The sequence below is a fragment of the Bacillus sp. UNCCL81 genome, assembly GCF_900112535.1.
Lineage (GTDB): Bacteria > Bacillota > Bacilli > Bacillales > Bacillaceae_G > Gottfriedia > Gottfriedia luciferensis_B.
On the sequence record NZ_FOMF01000008.1, the window covers coordinates 17383 to 39111 of the forward strand.

Genomic DNA, 21729 nt, shown 5'->3' on the forward strand with positions numbered 1-21729 from the left:
TTTTTGAGATTTAATTGCAGTTTCAGCTTTTTTATTTACACTTCCACAGATTTCCCCCATGGAAAGCAATCATCCTGTACAAAGTGAAAACAGACTGTCATGTGACAATCTGTTCAGTAAATACCATATAAAAAAATTAAATTAAGCGATAAACTCTAGCTTCAAAAGGTTTAAATTCCATATTTTCAACTAATTGATGATCTGTTAATTCAATGTTCGTTAAGCTTAATTGTGCATTCTTTTTCGTAAGTTCTTTCGGTAAAGTAAATGTTTGTTTCTCTGATGATAAATTAGTAATCACTAAGAATGTTTCTTTTTCACCATTTCGAGTGTATGCATAAACAGGTTCATTTTTAACGTCTAAATATTCATACGGAGCATAAACTAGTGCTTTATTTTCTTTGCGTAATGTAATCATCTTTTTATAGAATGATAAAATAGAGTCTGCATCTTTTTCTTGGATTTCAACGTTGATTTCATTAAAGTTATCATTCGTTTTAAGCCAAGGTTTACCCGTTGTAAATCCAGCATTCTTTGTACTGTTCCATTGCATAGGTGTGCGAGAATTATCACGGCCTGTTTTCCATAAAATGTCCAGAACATCTTGTTCAGTTGAACCATTTTCAATCATTGTATTATACATATTTTTTGCACTTACATCATTATAATCGTTGATTGATGTGTAATGAACATTTGTCATTCCAATTTCTTGCCCTTGGTAAATGAATGGTGTTCCTTGCATAAAGAAATACATTACTCCAATAGCTTTTGCTGAAATTTTCCAAAATGCTTCATCATCGTTTCCTAATGTACTGACTGCTCTAGGTATATCATGGTTCTCTATAAATAATGCATTCCATCCATATCCTTCTAACCCAGTTTGCCATTTAGTAAGTACTTCTTTTAAATCAGCGATCGAAGTTTCAGATTCATCGGTTTTCTTCCAAAGATCTAAACTTTCGAATTGGAAAATCATATTGAACTTACCTTCTTTTTCTCCAACCCATAGGTGTGCATCTTTCGTTGTTACACCGTTTGCTTCACCAACTGTCATGATGTCATATTTATCAAATGTTTCACGTTTTAGTTCATCCAAATATTTGTGAATTCCTTCTTGATTCATGTGCATATCAAAGCTTGCAACATACTTCTCTTTCTTTGGATTAGGCATATCTGGAAAACCTGGTCGTTTTCTTATATGACTGATCGCGTCTACTCGGAAACCGTCGATTCCTTTATCTAACCACCAATTAATCATGTCATATACTTTTTGTCTTACTTCTTTGTTCTCCCAATTTAAATCAGGCTGCTTTTTTGAGAATAAGTGTAAGAAATATTCATCCGTTGCTTCGTCATATTCCCATGCAGAACCACCGAAAATACTTTCCCAGTTATTTGGCTCATGGCCTGATTTTTTTCCTTCTCTCCAAATATAGTAGTCTCTATATGGATTATCTTTCGATTTTTTAGATTCTAAAAACCAAGGATGCTCATCACTTGTATGATTGACTACTAAATCTAAAATTAACTTCATTCCTCTTTCGTGAACATTCTCTAATAACTCATCAAAATCAGCCATTGTGCCAAACTCATCCATAATGTCCTGATAGTCTGAGATATCGTAACCATTATCATCATTTGGTGATTTGTAAAAAGGACAAATCCAAATTACATCTATACCGAGTTCTTTTAAATAATCTAATTTCGAAATTACACCTCTTAAATCACCAATTCCATCACCATTTGAATCCATAAAGCTACGTGGATAAATTTGGTAAGCAACCGCTTCCTTCCACCAACTTTGATTTGTCATAATCTCTCTCCTCCAAATACATAAAAGCGTTTTCATTATCGACTATATTAGAAGCCTTCAAAAAAATTAAGTACAATATCATTGCAACCGTTTGCACATTATTATCTTAACATTCAACTAACTATAGTTCAATAACTGAAATTAATAGCCAGCTTACACTTTATTAGAACTTCCTATTTTAACTCCCTTATGCTGCCTTATTCAAAAACCGTTTTCCCAAAAAGCAAAAAAAAAGCAACTTAGGATATCCCTTAAGCCGCTTATAGTTCTAATTTCTTTACATCCTTTACCTTTGCTGAAGGATGAATTTGAACATCTTCTGTATATTCAACTAGGTCAATTACACACTTTGGTCCAATTGTTACAGCATCGCCTCGTACTACACTCGCTGTCGTATAGTCAATCTTTACAGCACTTCCCTCAATTACATCTGATTTGAAGTTCAATCGATTGTTAAAAAGTTTAGTAAAAACACGTGAAAATATATTATTGTCATCAAATCGACTAATTTCAATTGTTTCTCCACCAATTTCAGGTATATAGCTAAATCCATTATGAGGTAAATAGCCAAATCCCCCATGGGTAATTTTTACATTTTCAGCATTTAATAAACCATTCATTGATAAGTGACCTTTAGCTGTAAATACTTCACATTCAGATCCTTTTTCTGTAGAAAGTGACCCTTTTACAGTAATTACTTCAGCTTTCACTATTCCTGTCGTTTTCATTGAGCCTGAAACATTAATACTTTGAACATTTAAGTCGCCCTTTGTTTTAAAGCTACCGCTAACATTTACATCTCCACCAGAAACTTTTCCATCAATCGAAGCCGAGCCACTGACACTCATTTTTTTTGCATCAACATCACTTAAACATTTAGCGCTCCCACTGCAATTAAAATAATCAGTTTCGACTTTTCCATTGAATTTTGCTGAGCCACTTACTTTCACTTCATGACAAAAAATATCACCAAGTATACGTCCGCTTCCACTTATTCTAACGTCATCATATTTGCCAGTACCAATTGTTCCAGAACCGTTAATAATTGCATTCTGCTTTGATTGAACGCTCACTATAATCTCTCCTCCATAATTTATTTAATCGATTTATTTAAATAGTTCGAGAGAGTAACATTGATTAAGATCGAATCCTTTTGATCAACAAACGTCTCATGTTGATTTCCAATAATCCATGTACCCATACCAAATTTTCGAATATAAATGACAGTCGCTTCATCCAAGTTAATTTGGTTTTTATGCGTCTCAACCAAATTTAAAAATTGTTTTATTTCTTCTATTGTTACACTACCATTTGAAAGCCACTCGTTTACAAAAAGTAACGAACATAGTTGAACCGTACCTAAATGCTCTAATTTAGTATTTGGAAAAAGTGATTGATATATTTGTACGACTTGTTTAGGGATTTGCTCCAAAAATATAGTAGCATTCCCACGATCAGAAACGATTTCTTCATTGACTGAAAACACTCTAGCAATATCATCTAATGATTGATCATCCTTCAACTCTTTTATTTTTTCAATCCGATCCAAAATTCTCTGTTTTGGAAAAAACGTTTCCTGTCCAGTAAAGCTTGATTTTTTCATAAACCACTCTTCCGGAATGATGTTTTTCCTTTTCCAACGATAAAGCTGTCCGTACGATATGCCTGTAAGTTGTAGTAAATCTTTTTTGGAAATTAATTCTTCACCCATATGACATTCCTCCTGACATGAGTATAACAAAACAATGTTTTATTGTAAAGTGTTCCATCGTAACACTTTCGATACAACATTTAAACAATTTCACAACAATATTATGCGTAACAATGTTTTAATTATAGTCATTTTTGAAAAAAAAATACCCAAAATCCATTTATTAATGAATTTTGAGTAGTAATTTCGTTCTAAATCTATCTAGTTAGAATTAGCCTTTTCCTTAGATCCTAAATTAAATCCACATCTTCTTTCTCAAGAACTACATTTACTTGATATTCCTTCAGGTTAATTGTTCTCTCGCTCGTAAATTTAACCCCTTCATTTTGGAGGAACTGCTTTTGTCTTAAAAATCCTTCTTCATCTTGAATTCCTATTTCACCTTTAGCATTTATAACTCTATGCCATGGCAATTGGTATTTTTGACCCATCGAGTGTAAGATTCTTACAACCTGCCTAGCTCCTCTTGGACTTCCGGCCAATTTTGCAACTTGGCCATATGTCATTACTTTTCCTGGTGGTATATTTTTAATAATTTCAATCGCTCTACTTGTAAAAGATTCCATTTTTTCCCCTTCTAATATTTACATTTTGGGCTATTTTATATTAATTTTACCACACAACTTATTATGCCTATTTATTAATAAAATAGTGTCCATTCTTCTATTAAAGAATAATCTAGTTAGTAGATTTAAATATAATTGGGAGGATGATAGTGAATTGAATGCTAATTTTTTAATAGCTTTACGAGAAGGCCTTGAGGTTTCCTTAGTAATCGGATACTTATTCATTGCATTAATTCAGAGTAAAAAAGAGCATTTAATTAAGTCAGTAGTCTACGGAACAATACTTGGAGTAGTAGTTAGTATTTTTGCTGGATTTTTCTTATTTACAACATTCAGTGAACTAAATGGAAATGTTGAACATACTATTGAAGGTGTAATCCAATTAATTGCAGCATTGCTAATCTTCTATTTTATTTACTGGTTAAGTAGTCAAAGTAGCATGAATATTTCAGATAAACTAAAATCAGAATTTAAAATTATAGATAGTAGTATTTCATTATTTTTCATGGCAAGCGTATTTGTGATTCGCGAAGGCTTAGAGCTAGTTCTGTTTGTTTTATCAAATGCACATACAATCGCCTTCGTTGGTATGATTTCTATTTTTTTAGGAATTATTGCAGCTATTTTAATTGCATATTTATTTATCAAAACTACAATTAATTTAAATATTAAAGTGATTTTTACTTTGCTGGGTATTCTATTAATTTTCTTTGGCGGTAAAGTATTCTCTGAAGGTCTATTCTCCTTTATTGATGCTACACCACTAGTTGAACAAATCGTCTACTATGGATTCGTCGTCGTTTCACTATTTATTTTATTTAAAAACAGCATCCTATCTTTTTTCAAAAAATAAGATAGATTTATCTAATACGCTCGTCTTAAATATAGAAGAAAGCCTGTTTGATCTAGGTTTTCTTCTTTATTCTAGTTACACTTTTTGCACTTAACATCACTTTTCTGTATAGTTTTTCACATTCATACTATAATATTTTTATAAGATAAAGAAAGGTCGGTTACAATGAAAATTAAAATTTCCGAAGATGCATTAAAATGGTTTCAAGATGAGATGAATGTAAAAGAAGGAGATACAATTCGTTTTTTCGCGCGATACGGGGGAAATAGTACAATACATAAAGGTTATTCTTTAGGTGTTACAAAAGAACAGCCTGTGGACATCGGGGAATCAATTACGGTTGATAACGTAGTCTATTTTATAAACGAAACAGATTTATGGTATTTTAAAGATTATAATTTAAGTGTAATTGTAAATGAAAATAATGAATTACATTTTGATTATGAACCTAAATAATAAATGGAGCTTAGGTAGCGTTTGTGCCTAAGCTCTTTTTTTATTTTTGGTTCTGTTGAAGTAGACTGTTATAAATTTGCATTAAAAGAAATTTTGATATTTCATCGCAAAATAATAAACAAGAGTTAAAAGAGCTAAAATCGAAAAGTTATAAAAGCTAAACCTTATAAGGTACATTTTACTTTTTTGTGGATCTCTCTTTATAAAAAATTTAAATGAAATTACACTTGCAAGGGAAGCAACAATCGTACCAAGTCCACCTAAATTCACACCTACTAATAAAGGCTGCCAATTCACCGAGAATTTTGATAAAAAGATCGCAGCTGGTACATTGCTTATTAGTTGGCTTAAAATGATGGAACTGAAAAAGATTGATGTGGGACTTTTGAGATTTTCGCTGGCAAATGTGTGTACTACATTTAATTCCGATATGTTTCCTATAAATATAAAAAAACAGATAAAAGTAAGAAGCAATAAATAATCAATTTTCTTCAATAATTTTATATCAAGTATACATGCGGTTGAAAGTGCGATGATGAACGCAAGTTTGTAGCTTAAAAAACCTAGTATGGATACAGATATAATGCCAAATAGTATTCCCCATAATGTTGCCTTTTTTTTATTTTTTATAGGAATATATGGAAGATCCATTTCCAATTTTTTACTATTTAATCTCTGATTAAAAAAGAATAACAGAACAATTCCTAGCACCACTAATAGAATAATTGTTGTAAAAAATTGTATTGGCCTTATTCCATAGTAAGTAAATATGAAAAGATTTTGAGGATTTCCCATTGGAGTTAGGCTGCTTCCGATGTTAGCCGCAATTGTCTCTAATATAATAGTATCTAACATAGAAGTTTCTATAATCCTACTAATTATAAGTGTTAATGGTACAAATGTTATTAATGCCACATCATTCGTTACAAGCATGGAACTAAAAAAGCATAATAAAATTAGGATCGCTGAAACACTTTTACTATTATGACATTTACTCAGTATAGAAATGGCGAACTTATCCAATAACTTAAGTTCTTCCAGAGCCTTAACTACGAGCATAAGATTAAATAAACTAACTAATACTTTAAAATTTATATATTCTAGTTTTGGTGGATGGAATAAACAACTTACAATTGCTAACAAGAGTGATATGGTAAGTACAATGTCTTTTTTTAAAATTCCAAAATTCAATTTCAATTTTTTTTCGGTTTCCACATATATAGATTCTTTCATAATCCCCCTCCAGTACTATCAATTCTACTACACACCCATGTTTCTTGCATTTGAAACTTCATTGCACTTAAAAAATACCACCTTTTCCATTAAATTACAGAAAAATTGGCGTTTTTTTTGTTGAGGTGGTATTGATTTGTTTTTGACTTGATTCGCATGTATTGGAGCAATAGGAGATATCGTATTATTAATAAATGGTACTTTTTATGATTAACTCTGATACGCTTCAAAAGGGTGGAATTAGTAAGGTATTTCCCTAAAGGTTGTCTTATAAGACAGCCTGTTTTTTAGTTTAAATACAAAAGAGTGCCCCACTATATGTGTGAGGCACTCTTCTTCAATTATTCTTCAATCTTTTTCTTTTTGCTTACTAATTTATAAATAACTGGAATGATGATTAGTGTTAAGAATGTTGAAGTTGTTAAACCACCAATTACAGTTACTGCTAATCCTTTCGAAATTAAGCCTGATGTTGAATTTGAAAGGGCCATTGGTACTAAAGCAAGAATTGTCGCTAATGCTGTCATTAGGATTGGACGTAATCTTGTCTTTGAAGCCTCAATTAATGCGTCAGTTACCTCTAATCCATTTTTACGGTTATGTTCAACTCGGTCTAATAATACAACCGCATTTGTTACTACTATACCGATCAACATTAATAGTCCGATCATTGCACTCATTGAAAGTGTTTGCTTACCAATAAATAGCGCTAAGAAAGCTCCGACTGGTACGAAGATTAAAGAAGTTAAAATAACAAACGGTGTTCTTAACCCACCAAATGTCATGCTCATGATTAAGAATACTAATCCGACAGCAACTACCATCGCTATTCCTAAACTGCTAAATCCATCTGAAATCATATCTAAACCGCCGCCAATTTTCATATCGACGCTTTTTGGTAAATCAATTTTATTTAAATGACTAGTTACATCTTTTGTAATTGCTGCAGTATCTTTACCTTTTACTTCTGCGCTTACTGATGCAAACATTTTTCCATCATCATGGTTGATTGAAACTGGTGCATCCTTTTTAGAAATAGTTACATAGTCTTTAATTTCTTTCGGACCTGTTGCAGTCATAAACTTAATTTTTTCAATATCTTCTTTTGAAGTTGCTTTAGTTTTATAACCTACAGTAAGCTTATTTGTTTCGCCGTTTAAATCGTAATCACCGATTTCAACGTCGTTAATTTTTTCATTAATAGCTCCCATAACTTGGAACATTGAGATATTTTCATCGCGTGCTTTATCGTTTAATGTAATTTCTAATTTAGGTTGTACATCTTTTAAATTATTAGAAACATTTTTCAGACGATCATCACTATTTAATTCTTTTTCAATTTTTGAAGCTGCATCTTTTAAATCATTAAAGTTTGCAGAATATAAATTTACATCAATATTGTTCCCTGTTGGAGGACCATTTTGAGAAAGTTCTTTTGCTGTAATTGTTGTACCTTTTACTTTCGCATCAACAATTGAAGGAACTTCTTTATTGATTTTTGAAAGTTCTTTATCCATGTTCTTTCCGTCTTTTAGATTGATTTGGAAGATTGCTTTATTTTTGCCACCATCCATATTCATCATAAAGTCACGTTTACCACCAACAGTAGCTTGTACACTGTCAATTTTGTCTGAATTTGCAAAGTATTTTTCTAATTCTTTAGCTACTACATTTGATTGATCCACCGTACTATTTGATGGAAGAGTTGCTGTCACTTGAAGTGTTTTATTTACACTACCAGGTAAGAACGAGAATCCTAATAAAGGAATCATCGATAATGAACCAGCTAATAAAACGATAGATAATAAGATAACAATCCATTTACGTTTTAATGCCGAACGAAGTAACTTTTCGTAACCTCTCATAAAACGAGTATCATTACTGTGTTCTTTTAACGGTTTTGATAAGAATTTTGCTCCTAATGTTGGAATTAAAATGATCGCAACAATTAGAGAAGTTAAAATCGAAACGACTACTGAAATAGCAAATGGTCTAAAGAATTCTCCAATAATACCACTTACAAATGCTAAAGGTAAAAATACTACTACTGTAGCAAATGTAGATGATGCAATGGCACCAATTACTTCTTTAGTTGCATATAATGCCATCTCTTTTTTCTTATATTGATTACCTTTTTGTTGTTTCCATCTGTATATATTTTCAATTACAACGATACTATCATCAACAATACGTCCAATTGCAACAACTAGACCACCTAAAGTCATAATGTTCAATGTATAACCTAATGAATTTAATACTGATATTGTTGCAAAGATTGAAATTGGTAATGATAAAATTGAAATGATTGTCGCTCTAATGTTTCTTAAGAATAACAGAATAACGACTACTGTAAATAACGCACCTAATAGACCTTCTTTAATTAAAGAACTAACGGATTTCTCGATTTCTTTACCGTTATCCATAATGACATGCGTTTCTACATTATTGTCTTTCTTAAATGATTTAATTTCTTTTTTAACTGATGTTGCTACATCCGCTGTATTTGAATCTTGTGTTTGAGAAACTGATAAAATATAACTTTCTTTACCATTATATCTAGAAATTTGGTCTTGAACCGAAACTACTTTTACATCTGCAATATCAGCAACAGTAACATTTTTTGGCGTTACTGTTTGTGCTTGTCCAGCACCTCTACCTAGTTGTGCACCTTGAGTCATCGTACCCATTTGTGTACTTTGGGCAGCTGCACTAGATAAAACTGTTTTTTTGATTTGATCGACTGAGTTTAATGTACCTTTCATTCGAACAGAAACTGTTTTTCCATTATTCTCAACAGATCCTAATGGCACTGCATAATCTAGACCTTGAATTGCCGTTTTAATTGTATCTAAAGATATCCCTTTTTCTTCTGCTTTTTTATTATCTACAACAATTTGAATTTCTTCATCCTTTGTTCCTTGAAGACTTACATCACTAACACCAGTGATTTTTTTAATTTGAGGAAGTAAATCTTTTTCTATTGATTGTTGTAAATCTTTTACTTGACCGTTATTTGCAATTGCAACTTGATAAATAGGAGCAGAATCCATCGCAATACGTTGAACTGTCGCTTCTGCTTTATCAGGTAACTTTGTTTTATTGATTACATTATCAACGTCTTTTTCAATTTTATCCATATCCGTTCCAAAAGGATAAATCATAAAGATTGAAGCCATATTTTCACTTGAAGTACTTGTTAACTGATCATAGTTTTCAAGCTTCATTAAACCTGATTCGATTGGTTTAGTGACCTCAGTTTCTATATCCTCAGATGATGCACCAGGGTATACTACCTGTACTGCAACAGCTGGAAATGAAACATCAGGAAATGTTTCAATTTGTATTTTTTGGGCAGAATATATTCCCCCTATCAAAACAAGAACACTTAATATAATAACTGATATTGTGTTCTTCAAACTTAATTTCGTTAAGCCTGCAAACATAATGTATCTATTTCCCCTTTCGATTCGTTACAATTCTAATACGTGATTAGTTTATCAAATCTATATGAACAGAATATGAACAATTAAGAACATAATTTGAACTTTTTAAGTTTACAAGTTTTTCGGAAGGATAATCGTAAAGCTAGTTCCTTTTCCAACAACACTTTCAACTTCTATTTTCCCATGATGTATTTCAATAATTTTTTGTACAATCGAAAGCCCAAGCCCGGTTCCTTTTTTATTTCTAGAACGGTCAGCTTGATAAAAGCGTTCAAATATCCGATCAATATCATCTTGACTTATTCCTAGCCCACTATCGCTTATGAAGACGTGAATAGTATGATCTAGTTCTAAAACATCTACTTTAATATACCCAGCTATACTTGAGAACTTAATCGCATTTTGAAGTAAATTAATCCATACTTGTTCAAGTAGTAAACGATCTGCTACTATTTCTGTTTGTGGTAAATTTAAAACTAATTGAAGCTTTTTACTTTCCCAATGTGGCTCTAATGCCAAAATAATTTTTCGAATTTGTTCATCTAATTTGTAAGTCGTTAGCTGGAATGGGTGTTGCTCAGAATCTAATGAAGCTAGCTTTAATAATCTTTCACTCATCATAGAAAGACGTTCACTCTCTTCTTCAATAATGGATAAATAATGTTCCTTTTTCTCTTCAGCTAACTGCTTATTTCTTAAAACCTTTGCAAAACCCTTAATCGATGTTAACGGTGATTGAATTTCATGAGAAACATTTGACACAAATTCACTTCTCATTTCTTCTAGATTGTTTAATTTATTCGTCATCAGATTAAAGTTTGAAGCGAGTAGTCCAATTTCATCCTTACGTTTAATCGTTACTTGAACGTCATAGTTGCCTTTAGCCAGTTCTTTTGTGGCACGTATTAGCTCTTTAACTGGCTTTACTAGTAACTTAGCAACAAATAAAAATGTTACTGACCCAATGATTAAAGTTGTAAGCAAACTAAAAAATAAAACTCTCCGCATTTTAAAGAACCCACGATCAATATTGGGCTGAATAAATAAAGCATATCGATGACCATCTTTTTCAAAAGGTAGACCGATGAGATATCCTTTTGTTTGAACATCTCTTTTGTTTAGTACACTTAATATTTGTTCTTTTTTTATGTTCTTCTTTTTTAGTGCGGTATTTTTCAAAACAATTTTACCGGACTCATCATACAGTGATAGATAAAAATTTTTACTAAGAATTTGTAAGGTCGCATCTACTCCATTTTGATTATCTTGTTTAGAATAGATGGAAATAAAATTTTCTCCAACATCAATTAAATCACCTTGTACCTCTGTTTCAACATGTTTTATAAAGTATTTTGAAGCGATAAAAAAAGTAATGACTAAACTCAACAAAATAACTGAAATAAAGATTAAAACCAATCTTGTATACATGCTTTTCATGCGTGATTTTCCTCTAATTTATAACCTAAACCTCTTATTGTAACGATTTCGACAGTAGCCTTTATCTCTCTTAGTCGCTCACGTACTCTTTTTATATGCACATCAACTGTGCGTTCATCTCCTTCATAATCCAGTCCCCATATTTGCTCAATCAAATCATTTCTCGTAAAGATTCTTCCAGCTTGACTTGCAAGCTTCAACAATAATTCGAATTCCTTTAATGGTAATGTAATCGATTGATCATTCGCCGAAATTTCATATTTAATTTGATTGATCGTTAAATTACCTACAAAAATATTTTTATCAGATAGCAATTGAAATCTTCTTAATAGAGCTTTTACACGGGCTACGATTTCCAAAGGATCAAAAGGCTTAACAACATAATCATCTACTCCAAGATCAAAGCCTTTTAATTTATCTTGAGATTCACCTTTTGCAGTAACCATTAAAATCGGAATATCATAATACTTTTTAACCTCTTTAGTCAGCTCATAACCATCTACTTCAGGCATCATCACATCAACTACTACTATTTGAATATTATTTTCTTCCAATAATGTTAATGCTTCTTGACCATTTTCAGCCTCAATAACTGTATAGCCTTCACCACTTAAAAATATAGAGATTAACTCCCGAATATTTGCATCATCATCGACAACCAATACATTTACATGATTCAATAAATTCACCTACTTACATTTACAAATAATTATGTACATATTATATAAACTCATTATGAACTAAATATGAATTATGAAACCTAAACTAACTATATAAAAAAGAGAATGGCTTAATTGACCACTCTCTTAAGGAAGTTTCCTATTTAAATTCGCGATTTTCTACAATACTAATCAATCTATTCTCACGACTTTACCTGATTTTCTCTCTCTAACGATTCTCTTCCTATTCCCGGACTTTCCACATTTATATTTTCCATTTTCATCATCTACTACAGAATCCTTACGAGTCATAAATACTGCTATTAACATAGTTAAAATAAGAATCCCGCCAAATATATACATTTCTAGCATTTCATAACCCCCACTTACTTTATCAAAATTGAATGCAAAAAAGACACTAGGAAAATCTCCAGTGCCTTAATAAGACATCATTTTGGAAACCTTCTCCCTACACGCCTACGAGGTTAGCTGTCGGATTCGGACCTAAAAAGTAGCCCTACCTAAAAAGGATTCACCCCAAAGTACAATTGCACAAAAATTGGTTCCCCCGCTTCAAAATTGAATGTCCTCAATAATAGAAGAAACACTCAACTAAAACTCAGCGATCTATGGTCATTTAATTTTATGTATATTACTTAAATTACAATTCAACTACTAAATTGTAAACTATTTTACTACTTAAAGAAACTAATATGTCTTTTGATTAAAAATGCTGGGCCAAAAAATGACCATTATGATGTTCTCTTCCTAGTTGATTTTGAAAAGCAAGTTGTTCAATATTACTTGCTCATAAAGGGGGCATGAGTCAATCTCTGTTATGTAACCCTACTTCAGTTGCTAGTGTATGTAATCGTTGACTATGGTCCTTTAAAATAAGTAATAACGCCCATTATTAAATTTAAAGTGACATATAACAATAAGATAGTTACAACAATTCTTCCTGTGCTTTTATTCTTTTTCTTTGCAAATTTATTAATTAAGAAGACAATAATAGCTATTACAATAATAAGAATGAAAAGTGGCAAAAAAATAAATAAGTCTGACATAGTTTTCTCCTTTAGGTAATCACTTAATATAGAGTTACTAAAAACTAATATTCTATGGAGAATCTTTTTATACCTTGTTAAGCTAAAATGCCTATTTGTACAAAAAAGAAAAAAGGATCGCCGCAGCAACCCTTTTTTATCTCAGATTATTTCTCCCAAAGTTCAACCAATCTACCTTCTGGATCTTTAATCCAAGCAAACTTACCATAATCACTAATCTCTTTTTCCTTTGCTAGAGGTACACCCACTTTTTCAAGATGCTTAATCGTCTCGTCTAAATTATAAACTTGGAAATTTAACATCACTTGCTGTTCTGTTGGAAAATAACTGTCTTCTTCCGTAAAGAACGAAAAGATCGTTTCATTTTCAGAGTCCGGTTTAATAATAGTCCCATTCCAATTTTCTATTTCTACATTCAGCACTTTACTGTACCATTTTGTTAAAGCATCCAGATTTTTAGTCCTCCAAAATATTCCCCCGAAACCTTTTATCATCATAGATAACTCCCTCACTTTTTATAAATGAATTAAAAAGCACTTTTTGTTTACTTACTTTGCATAACCTTCTCAATTCGACGATCCGGTAATAACCACATAATTGCCACGATTACATAAATTATTTGAGCGAACCAGGGCCAGATTAAAGACGTGCAAACTGCAGATAAGTAACAAACCACTGAAGCTTTTCCTTTCCAATCATTACCTACAGCCTTTTTTAACTTTGAATTCTTTCCCTCTTTTTGGATAATTATACCTTGTAAAATGAAGTAAGCTATTGCGGCCATTAAGAGTATTACACCATAAAGCATTGTTGGATAAGGCTTATAATGGTTTTCTCCCATCCAACCAGAAGCAAAAGGAATTAAGGATAACCAGAAAAGCAAATGTAGATTTGCCCACATAATTGATCCTGTCACCCTTTGTAAAGTGTGTATCATGTGATGGTGGTTGTTCCAGTAAATACCAACATAAATGAAACTAAGTAAATAACTAAGAAAGGTTGGGAAAAGTTGTAATAAGTCTTTTATATTTGGACTGTGAGGAATTTTAATTTCTAGGACCATAATTGTAATAATGATTGCAAGTACACCATCACTAAAAGCTTCCAACCGGTTTTTATTCATTGTTTACTCCCTATTATTATTTGTCTTTTTGTTTTATTTAAATTTCTATCTATATTAAATTCCTTTTTTCTCGTAAACCTAAAATTTTTATATAGGTTAGTTTAAAGAATGCCTGTCACTTAACAAGCCTTTGTTCTAATTCATTTTTTTGGCGCAAGTGATGACGAAAATGCATATAAACCAAATCATACCATTCCCTTGCATTTAGCCAACCGAACCCTCCATGCTTGACTTTATAATTAGGATTTATACTATCCACTTTCGATTCCCATTGGCTCAACCTTAGAATTACTTGATCAATTCTGCCAATAAGCTCGTCCTTGCTATCTGAATTATTAGGTGGATCATTTAGTTCATCTGGTAATCTGATTTTAATCGGTGGAAATCCCCCAATCTTATATAACTTCTCACCAAATTCCGTTTTTCCAAGTGGTTGTTCATCATTTAAGGTGGCGCAAATTTCCATGTTATCTAGATATTCGTGGGCACAAATAATTAAATGGTCATACATTTGACCAATAGACCAAACCTCTTCTTCAGATTTAAACCTTAACTGTTCTATAGAGTAATTTTGAAGCTCGTTTTTGTATGTATTAATCAGTTCAAGTTCGCTCAAGGTAGATTCCTCCTTCGTATTGATTTAAATCTAAAATTTTACATTTTTTGCATATGTAACTAATCATTCAATATTCGTTTACAAATACCTTCTTCAAAATACCTACCATTTTTCTCATTTAAAAAATCAATTTTGCAGTCGATTTTTTTTGTACATCTAAATTATACTTTACATACGTACTATAATAGAGTCCTAATTACTAAATGAAGAATTATTTATAAAACACAAAAAAAGGAATCTCCTAAATTAATGATTCCTCAAAAAATTCTCTTTAGCTATGATAAAAATAACTTTTTTAATTTTAATATGGAGTAGGTGTAGGCGTTCCCGGTGGTCTCCACCATGATTCAACAGTTTTCCAAGCAGTATTATAATCGTAACCTTTTCCCATCAAATAACCTATAGCAACTGCTTCTGTTAATGCATGTTGATAACCAAGTTGTTGTGCTTCTTTTAATCCATGGCTAACAGCTGGATTTATTAATGTTAGAATTTGTTGTGGATTTACAGCTTGCTGTGGATTTCTATAATAATCATTATAAGGTACATGGTTGTAGAAATTCATATTAACCTTCCTCCCTTTTGAATAACGTATTTAGCAATCTTGGGCTTTTGAATCTTTATAATATATGTAGACTTGGGAGTTTGCGGAATAGGCTATAAGCACGGCTTAAAAATTTTCAGGTGAAAATTATCTTTTATCCAATCGTTATACCGAAGTGTCTTCTTTAGTCTAATAAAATAAATGGAGGGCACTGACTAGGTCAGCCCTCTATGCGACTACCTGACACACAAAAAGACTACCTAAGTAGTCTCTCATTGTTCAACTATTATGATAAAGTCCGATCTAGCACCGAAAAATACGTTTTAAAGGTACTATTTTTAATCTACTTTTTCTACCAATGATTGATAAATTTCCTTCAGTGACCACACTTTCCCTTTTTCATCTTTATAAACGACATGCTCACTTTGAAAGTGGGCAGGGGAATCCAATCCTGCGGCGGCAGCTAACCGAAATAAACCTTCACGCATTGATATTAGATAATTTGCTGTTCGATATTTTTTTTCATCAATGACGAGGGCTTTTTGTAAATCAGGATCTGTTGTGGCTACACCGACTGGACAAGCATTGGAGTGGCATTTTAATGCTTGAATACAACCAATCGTAATCATAAATCCTCTTGCAATATTAACAAGGTCAGCCCCCATTGCAAGTGCAATTGCTACTCGATCTGGGGAAAATAATTTTCCTGAAGCTATTATTTTAACTTGGTCACGTACGCCATATTTTCTTAAAGCATGATCCATTAAAGGTAATGCAGATTTAATTGGCAAACCTACACTATCCGCCAGTTCCTGGTATGTCGCACCTGTCCCCCCTTCACCACCATCTACAGTAATAAAGTCAGGACCCTTCCCAGTACTTTTTATATGTTTTGCTAATTCATCAGCTTCGTGACCACTTCCAATAACTACTTTCATTCCTACTGGTTTTCCAGTTTGTTCTCGAATTTGTTCCATAAAGTCAAACAAGGAAGGAAAGTCATGAAACTCTCGAAAGCGATTAGGACTATCAATAGATTTATATGGTTCTACCATTCTTATCCTTGCAATTTCCTCTGTTACCTTTTCCCCATCAATATGCCCACCACGTGTTTTTGCACCTTGAGCTAATTTAAGTTCAAAAGCTTTCACTTCAGGAATTTTACTTTTTTCTTTCAAGGCATCCCAATTAAAATTCCCCTCTTTATCTCTAACCCCGAATAAACCTGGGCCAATTTGCATGATAATATCAACGCCACCCTTTAGATGGTATTCAGACAAACCACCCTCACCTGTATTCATCCAAGTCCCTTTCGCAATTGCTAATCCTTCTGAGAGTGCAGTAATAGCATTTTCACCTAAGGAACCATAGCTCATAGCAGACATACCAATCTGGCCTTTTACAATAAAAGGATACCTCGTGTTTTTACCTATCACAATTGCATCACTATCATCTAACAAAAATGCAAGTGAATCATTTTTCTCTAATCTTTCTTCCTTCTGTGTAAACAAAGGCTCTTTAATCAATAAATATCGGTTTGTTGTTACGTTTATTTGCTGGTCCATCTTTAATTCTTCTGACAGTTTTGGAAACATTGAATTTCTAATATAATATCCTTTTTCTTCAAAGTCTCTTTTAGACCCAAACCCAAGGACATCCCGTTTATATTTTGCTTTTTTGACAATATGCTCATATTCTTCTCTAGAAAAAGGTTTACCTTCTAGGTCATTGTTAAATAAATACTGACGTAGCTCAGGACCAATAGTTTCTAAGAAGTACCTAACTCGTCCTATTACTGGATAATTACGGAGTATTGGATGCTGCTTTTGTCTTCGATCTATAAAAAACAAATAGAGTGTACCTATTATTAAAACTAAAAGTAGTAAGGCAAAAAAAATGAATCCAAGGATAATTAAAACATTTGTTATATTCAATTATATTCCCCCTAGAAAAAGTTCCGTAACATAGCGATCAAGTTTATTATAAAAATACTTCATTCTTACTCTCCTTAATCGAGTGTATATTTTATTCTTTACATATTTCCTTCCAATTTATACAATGCTTGCATCATCGAATACACTCTTATTAAGCTATAAAGTCATCTAGCAAAAATTTAGGGTTAGAGATCCAATCGTTATTATTTAACAATTTCTTTTATGAAATCATTTGAATATTCTTCAAGAGAGGTTTGAATTTCTTTTCTCTTCCAAATAAGAGGTCTCCCTTTTTTATATAGAACCAATTTAATATTTTCATTTATAAATATTCAAAAAATCATAAAATAAGTCCTCTCATAATTGAATTTTACTGCCCCTACTCCAATGGAAAATGGAAGTGTATTAGGTCTTCTCCAACGAAAACGAGTGGAAAGCTCTTTTTCTCATTAATACTAATCGCAAAATAGGTTTGAAAATTAAAATCTAATTAATTTTTTATCTCCAAAATAATAAGTTATTAAATTTTCTAGGACCTGATAATAATCTTCTTGTTAAATAGTGGAATAATATGGAATACTAAAGCTAATAACTATTATTTTATTTGTTGAATAATAACTTCAGGAGTGTCTTATGAATAAGATTCGGATTAGTAAAGTAGGTTTATTTAAACTATTTTTCATTTCAATATTACTAGTTACATTTATATTTGTTGGAAAAAACGTACTTTTAAACTTCGACTTTAAAATGTTCTTTAACTATATGGAGTCTCTTACATTAATACAGTACTTTTTAATTTTTGCATTAGGTATTTTAGCCGTATCTCCAATGTTTTTATATGATTTCGTACTTGTAAGACTATTAAAATTAGACTTTAGTTTTCGAAAAATATTAATGGTAGCTTGGCTAGCGAATACTTCCTCAAACCTAATTGGTCTTGGTGGGGTTGCAGGTACCACCATTCGAACTCTATTTTATCGAAAAGATCGCACCGGACCCGAAATTGTTAAAGCAGTGAGTAGTGTAACGATATTCTTACTTTCTGGATTATCGATATTGAGCTTAGTTTTATTTACTGGAATATTTGATTTATCATTTTTAAATGAATATAAGTATCTATATATCGCTATTATCATTGCAATTTGTTATTTCCCGGTAATGTTTTTAGTCGTTTATTTAAAGCGTAATTTTTTCTCGGAGAATTTTTCCGCAAAATATATGCTTTCCCTGGTTGTGATTTCCTTATGTGAATGGTCTTTTATTTTATTATTCATTTACTTCATTTGTTTATTTTTACATATCGACATTTCAATCATAGAGGTATTGCCTGTTTTTTTAGTAGCGTCAGTCGCAGCACTTTTAAGTATGATTCCAGGCGGTCTTGGATCTTTTGATTTTATTTTCCTACTAGGTTTTACATACTTTGGAATCGATAAGGAAACGACACTTCTTGTTTTATTGATTTATCGTTTCAGTTATTTCTTTTTCCCGTTTGCTTGCGGTATTATTTTAGCTCTGAAATTATTATGGAATAAAATCAATCAATCATTTAATAATATTCCAAATCAAATTTCAACTTATTTGGGGCATAAATTTTTAACGATTTTGGTATTTTTATCTGGCGTTATTCTATTAGTTTCTGCTGCTGTGCCAAGCATGCTTTTAAGAATAAGTCTTTTAAATTTAATTTTACCTTCGACAATCATTAATATTTCACATTTAATTTCGGTCACAGCGGGTTTTACATTGTTAGGACTGTCTCGTGGAATTGATTATAAAGATAAAAGAGCATGGTATATTACACTATTCATGCTAATTGTTGGGGCAGTTACAACCTATTCAAAAGGATTAGATTATGAAGAAGCACTTTTTGTATTAGCAGTTGCATTTATATTATTTATTTCAAAGAAACAATTTTATAGAGAAAGCTTCGTTTTAACTTGGGGTAAGCTCATTGTTGATAATTTTATTTTATTCTTCTTTTTAGGTAGTTATTTACTTATTGCTTATATCAATCTACCTACAACAAATGTCAAAATACCTGCTAAATATTTACCTTATATACTTGTTAATTCGAGAGATATCGTGATTAGTGCAGTTCTTGGTTTTGTAGCTGCTTTACTATTTTTTTATATCGCATTTTTTAAAGTTAAAAGAAAACAATTTGAATTTATAAATACGAAAGCTGAAGAAGAAAAAATAAAAGAACATTTTAATAAGTATGGTGGTACAGAACTTTCACATTTGGTTTTTTTACATGACAAATATTTATTCTGGGCTCAAGATGAGACTGTATTATTTATTTTTCAGCCATATGCAGACAAATTAGTTATTTTAGGTGACCCGGTTGGTGAAAAATCTCGTTTATATCCTGCTATTGAGGAATTATTAAACTATGCTGATCAATTTGGGTATACACTTGTCTTCTACCAAGTAAACTCAAATTCACTATCCTATCTACATGAAAACGGATTTGATTTCTTTAAACTTGGTGAAGAAGGATTCACCGATATCTCAACGTTCTCTTTATCAGGAAAACGTAATAAAGGTATTCGTGCACTCTATAATAAATTTGAACGCGAAGAATATAGTTTTGAAATTATTGAACCACCTTATTCAAATGAATTCTTTACGGAATTAAAGGAATTATCACAAGAGTGGTTGAAAGGGCGAAAAGAAAAAGGGTTTTCACTTGGCTATTTTGATGAGGATTACATCAAACTTGCACCTGTAGCTATTATTAAAAATAATGAAAATAAAATGATTGCTTTTGCATCCATTATGCCAAACTATAATGATCATACGATTTCAATAGATTTAATGCGCCATAAAGTTGATGCTCCAAAAGGAATTATGGACTTTATGTTTGTTAACTTAATTGAATGGTTTAGGTCTAGAGATTTTCATTATTTTAATGTCGGTATGACACCTTTAGCAAACGTTGGTCTATCTAAGTATTCATTTACAAGTGAAAAGATTGCAGCGCAAATTTATCAATATGGACAATTTTTATATCACTTTCAAGGTTTAAGAAGCTTCAAAGAGAAATATGTGAATTCTTGGACGCCTAAGTTTTTGGCATATCATAAAAAAACATCCTTACCAATCACAATGCTACAAATAACTTCATTAATTTCTAGGTCTAGAAAAAATTAAATTTACAGCCAGTTAATGTATTGAACATTGACTGGCTTTTTTATTGTGAATAAGCTGATTACCACTTCAAATCTACTCAATTAATAATCAAAATTGAAAAATTGGTAAAAAATAATAGTAATTATTACTTGCAAAACTATTTCTCATCAATTATGATTGTGTCATATTAAATTGTGCACAACTAATATAAAAGGATGTTGATCCAATGAATAAAGAAAATCAGCTTTTGCTTGAAAATCAATTATGCTTTTCAATTTATGCTACTTCTCGAGAAATTACTAAATTATACCGTCCAATCTTAGATGAGATTGGTATAACGTATCCGCAATATCTTGCATTGCTTTCACTTTGGGAAAAAGACCAACAAACTGTAAAAGAACTTGGGGAAACGCTTTTTTTAGACTCAGGAACTCTTACACCAATGCTAAAACGGATGGAATCTGCGGGACTAATTTTCCGTAAACGTGATTCAAGTGATGAGAGAAAAGTATTTATTACATTAACTGAAGAAGGTACTAAATTAAAAGAAAAAGCTTTCTGTATACCTGAGAAGTTTTTCAAGGAAAGTAATACTACTCAAGAGGAATTTTTAACAATACTAAATCAAACAAAGGCATTATTAAAGAAAGTTCAAGCTGCTAATGAAAATAAAAAATAGATAACTTATATTAAGGAGAGATCGTAATGGAAAAATTATATACTGCTACAGCAACTGCAACAGGTGGTCGTGACGGAAGAGTTATTTCATCAGATGATTTTATTAATTTATCACTTAAACCACCAGTTGAATTAGGCGGACCTGGTGGAGCAACAAATCCTGAACAACTTTTTGCCGCAGGCTATTCAGCTTGCTTTGACAGTGCATTAAATTTAGTAGCCCGCCAGCAAAAAATTAAACTAGAATCTACATCAGTGACTGCAAACATAACAATCGGTAAAGACCCTGCTGATGGAGGATTTAAATTAGCTGCTCAACTTGATGTAAAAGTACAAGGTGTTCCAACAGAAGTAGCCGTTGAACTAGTTAAAGCAGCCCACGGAGTATGCCCATATTCAAAAGCAACCAAAGGAAACATGGATGTACAATTAAGAGTAATCGGATAATATTTAGCAAAATG

Annotated in this window: 20 protein-coding genes and 1 riboswitch; of the genes, 5 read left to right on the plus strand and 15 right to left on the minus strand. The window is 31.7% G+C overall.

Features of this window, described 5'->3' with window-relative positions; translation table 11 throughout:
• Nucleotides 1-136: 136 nt before the first annotated feature.
• The 4 genes from BM319_RS17055 to BM319_RS17070 all read right to left on the minus strand — a co-directional run bounded on the left by BM319_RS17055 (nucleotide 137) and on the right by BM319_RS17070 (nucleotide 4090).
• On the minus strand, nucleotides 137-1813 hold the full coding sequence (locus BM319_RS17055; protein ID WP_091023774.1) for a glycoside hydrolase family 13 protein: 1677 nt from the start codon (nucleotides 1811-1813) through the stop codon (nucleotides 137-139).
• A gap of 260 nt (nucleotides 1814-2073) precedes the next feature.
• The gene (locus tag BM319_RS17060) at nucleotides 2074-2886 is read right to left on the minus strand and encodes a polymer-forming cytoskeletal protein (protein ID WP_069032861.1); all 813 of its coding nucleotides are present in this window, start codon (nucleotides 2884-2886) and stop codon (nucleotides 2074-2076) included.
• 20 nt (nucleotides 2887-2906) lie between these two features.
• Nucleotides 2907-3524 carry a DUF4004 family protein gene (locus BM319_RS17065; RefSeq protein WP_091023776.1) on the minus strand — a complete coding sequence of 206 codons (618 nt, stop codon included), beginning with the start codon at nucleotides 3522-3524 and terminating at the stop codon, nucleotides 2907-2909.
• Between the two features lie 230 nt (nucleotides 3525-3754).
• Nucleotides 3755-4090: an MGMT family protein gene (locus BM319_RS17070; RefSeq protein ID WP_091023778.1), complete on the minus strand. Its 336-nt coding sequence runs from the start codon at nucleotides 4088-4090 to the stop codon at nucleotides 3755-3757.
• A gap of 154 nt (nucleotides 4091-4244) precedes the next feature.
• Between BM319_RS17070 and BM319_RS17075 the strand changes: the two genes are divergently transcribed.
• Complete coding sequence (locus BM319_RS17075; RefSeq protein ID WP_175495633.1) at nucleotides 4245-4943, plus strand: FTR1 family protein; 699 nt, start codon at nucleotides 4245-4247, stop codon at nucleotides 4941-4943.
• A 165-nt stretch (nucleotides 4944-5108) separates the two neighbouring features.
• Nucleotides 5109-5399 carry a HesB/YadR/YfhF family protein gene (locus BM319_RS17080; protein WP_091023781.1) on the plus strand — a complete coding sequence of 97 codons (291 nt, stop codon included), beginning with the start codon at nucleotides 5109-5111 and terminating at the stop codon, nucleotides 5397-5399.
• A gap of 81 nt (nucleotides 5400-5480) precedes the next feature.
• Here the strand turns inward: BM319_RS17080 and BM319_RS17085 are convergent, their stop codons facing one another.
• The 11 genes from BM319_RS17085 to BM319_RS17135 form a co-directional block, all read right to left on the minus strand.
• Entirely contained in the window at nucleotides 5481-6632 is a 1152-nt protein-coding gene (locus tag BM319_RS17085) for an SLC13 family permease (protein WP_091023783.1), read from the minus strand.
• Between the two features lie 341 nt (nucleotides 6633-6973).
• Nucleotides 6974-10075 (minus strand): efflux RND transporter permease subunit, encoded by a 3102-nt coding sequence (locus tag BM319_RS17090; RefSeq protein ID WP_091023785.1) that lies wholly within the window; start codon nucleotides 10073-10075, stop codon nucleotides 6974-6976.
• A 111-nt stretch (nucleotides 10076-10186) separates the two neighbouring features.
• Nucleotides 10187-11512, minus strand: coding sequence for a sensor histidine kinase (locus BM319_RS17095; RefSeq protein ID WP_091023787.1), 1326 nt, complete (start codon nucleotides 11510-11512; stop codon nucleotides 10187-10189).
• Complete coding sequence (locus tag BM319_RS17100; RefSeq protein WP_069032853.1) at nucleotides 11509-12192, minus strand: response regulator transcription factor; 684 nt, start codon at nucleotides 12190-12192, stop codon at nucleotides 11509-11511. Before BM319_RS17100 ends, BM319_RS17095 begins: the two co-directional genes overlap by 4 nt.
• 171 nt (nucleotides 12193-12363) lie before the next feature.
• Nucleotides 12364-12543 (minus strand): hypothetical protein, encoded by a 180-nt coding sequence (locus tag BM319_RS17105; protein WP_069032852.1) that lies wholly within the window; start codon nucleotides 12541-12543, stop codon nucleotides 12364-12366.
• Nucleotides 12544-12631: 88 nt separating this feature from the next.
• Nucleotides 12632-12769: riboswitch (cyclic di-AMP (ydaO/yuaA leader) on the minus strand.
• Between the two features lie 280 nt (nucleotides 12770-13049).
• Nucleotides 13050-13238 (minus strand): hypothetical protein, encoded by a 189-nt coding sequence (locus BM319_RS17110; protein ID WP_069032851.1) that lies wholly within the window; start codon nucleotides 13236-13238, stop codon nucleotides 13050-13052.
• Between the two features lie 146 nt (nucleotides 13239-13384).
• A complete protein-coding gene (locus BM319_RS17115) occupies nucleotides 13385-13732 on the minus strand; it encodes a VOC family protein (protein ID WP_069032850.1) in 348 nt (115 codons plus the stop codon).
• A 50-nt stretch (nucleotides 13733-13782) separates the two neighbouring features.
• On the minus strand, nucleotides 13783-14361 hold the full coding sequence (locus BM319_RS17120) for a TMEM175 family protein (RefSeq protein ID WP_091023789.1): 579 nt from the start codon (nucleotides 14359-14361) through the stop codon (nucleotides 13783-13785).
• Nucleotides 14362-14476: 115 nt separating this feature from the next.
• Nucleotides 14477-14977: a DinB family protein gene (locus BM319_RS17125; RefSeq protein ID WP_091023791.1), complete on the minus strand. Its 501-nt coding sequence runs from the start codon at nucleotides 14975-14977 to the stop codon at nucleotides 14477-14479.
• Between the two features lie 301 nt (nucleotides 14978-15278).
• Entirely contained in the window at nucleotides 15279-15542 is a 264-nt protein-coding gene (locus tag BM319_RS17130) for a hypothetical protein (RefSeq protein WP_091023793.1), read from the minus strand.
• Between the two features lie 317 nt (nucleotides 15543-15859).
• On the minus strand, nucleotides 15860-17455 hold the full coding sequence (locus BM319_RS17135) for an FMN-binding glutamate synthase family protein (protein ID WP_091023794.1): 1596 nt from the start codon (nucleotides 17453-17455) through the stop codon (nucleotides 15860-15862).
• Nucleotides 17456-18088: 633 nt separating this feature from the next.
• Between BM319_RS17135 and mprF the strand changes: the two genes are divergently transcribed.
• The 3 genes from mprF (at nucleotide 18089) to BM319_RS17150 (ending at nucleotide 21715) form a co-directional block, all read left to right on the plus strand.
• Complete coding sequence (gene mprF, locus BM319_RS17140) at nucleotides 18089-20611, plus strand: bifunctional lysylphosphatidylglycerol flippase/synthetase MprF (protein WP_091023796.1); 2523 nt, start codon at nucleotides 18089-18091, stop codon at nucleotides 20609-20611.
• A gap of 205 nt (nucleotides 20612-20816) precedes the next feature.
• Entirely contained in the window at nucleotides 20817-21269 is a 453-nt protein-coding gene (locus BM319_RS17145; RefSeq protein ID WP_091023798.1) for a MarR family winged helix-turn-helix transcriptional regulator, read from the plus strand.
• A 26-nt stretch (nucleotides 21270-21295) separates the two neighbouring features.
• Nucleotides 21296-21715, plus strand: a complete 420-nt coding sequence (locus BM319_RS17150; protein ID WP_091023800.1) for an organic hydroperoxide resistance protein — start codon at nucleotides 21296-21298, stop codon at nucleotides 21713-21715.
• The last annotated feature ends 14 nt before the right edge of the window (nucleotides 21716-21729 follow it).

Bases quoted from the DNA above. Each gene is read 5' to 3' on its own strand.
- BM319_RS17130 (WP_091023793.1), bottom strand. From the start codon at position 15,542: ATGAATTTCTACAACCATGTACCTTATAATGATTATTATAGAAATCCA.
- BM319_RS17085 (WP_091023783.1), bottom strand. From the start codon at position 6,632: ATGAAAGAATCTATATATGTGGAAACCGAAAAAAAATTGAAATTGAAT.
- BM319_RS17070 (WP_091023778.1), bottom strand. From the start codon at position 4,090: ATGGAATCTTTTACAAGTAGAGCGATTGAAATTATTAAAAATATACCA.
- BM319_RS17115 (WP_069032850.1), bottom strand. From the start codon at position 13,732: ATGATAAAAGGTTTCGGGGGAATATTTTGGAGGACTAAAAATCTGGAT.
- BM319_RS17055 (WP_091023774.1), bottom strand. From the start codon at position 1,813: ATGACAAATCAAAGTTGGTGGAAGGAAGCGGTTGCTTACCAAATTTAT.
- BM319_RS17145 (WP_091023798.1), top strand. From the start codon at position 20,817: ATGAATAAAGAAAATCAGCTTTTGCTTGAAAATCAATTATGCTTTTCA.
- BM319_RS17080 (WP_091023781.1), top strand. From the start codon at position 5,109: ATGAAAATTAAAATTTCCGAAGATGCATTAAAATGGTTTCAAGATGAG.
- BM319_RS17105 (WP_069032852.1), bottom strand. From the start codon at position 12,543: ATGCTAGAAATGTATATATTTGGCGGGATTCTTATTTTAACTATGTTA.
- BM319_RS17120 (WP_091023789.1), bottom strand. From the start codon at position 14,361: ATGAATAAAAACCGGTTGGAAGCTTTTAGTGATGGTGTACTTGCAATC.
- BM319_RS17110 (WP_069032851.1), bottom strand. From the start codon at position 13,238: ATGTCAGACTTATTTATTTTTTTGCCACTTTTCATTCTTATTATTGTA.
- BM319_RS17150 (WP_091023800.1), top strand. From the start codon at position 21,296: ATGGAAAAATTATATACTGCTACAGCAACTGCAACAGGTGGTCGTGAC.
- BM319_RS17065 (WP_091023776.1), bottom strand. From the start codon at position 3,524: ATGGGTGAAGAATTAATTTCCAAAAAAGATTTACTACAACTTACAGGC.
- BM319_RS17095 (WP_091023787.1), bottom strand. From the start codon at position 11,512: ATGAAAAGCATGTATACAAGATTGGTTTTAATCTTTATTTCAGTTATT.
- mprF (WP_091023796.1), top strand. From the start codon at position 18,089: ATGAATAAGATTCGGATTAGTAAAGTAGGTTTATTTAAACTATTTTTC.
- BM319_RS17090 (WP_091023785.1), bottom strand. From the start codon at position 10,075: ATGTTTGCAGGCTTAACGAAATTAAGTTTGAAGAACACAATATCAGTT.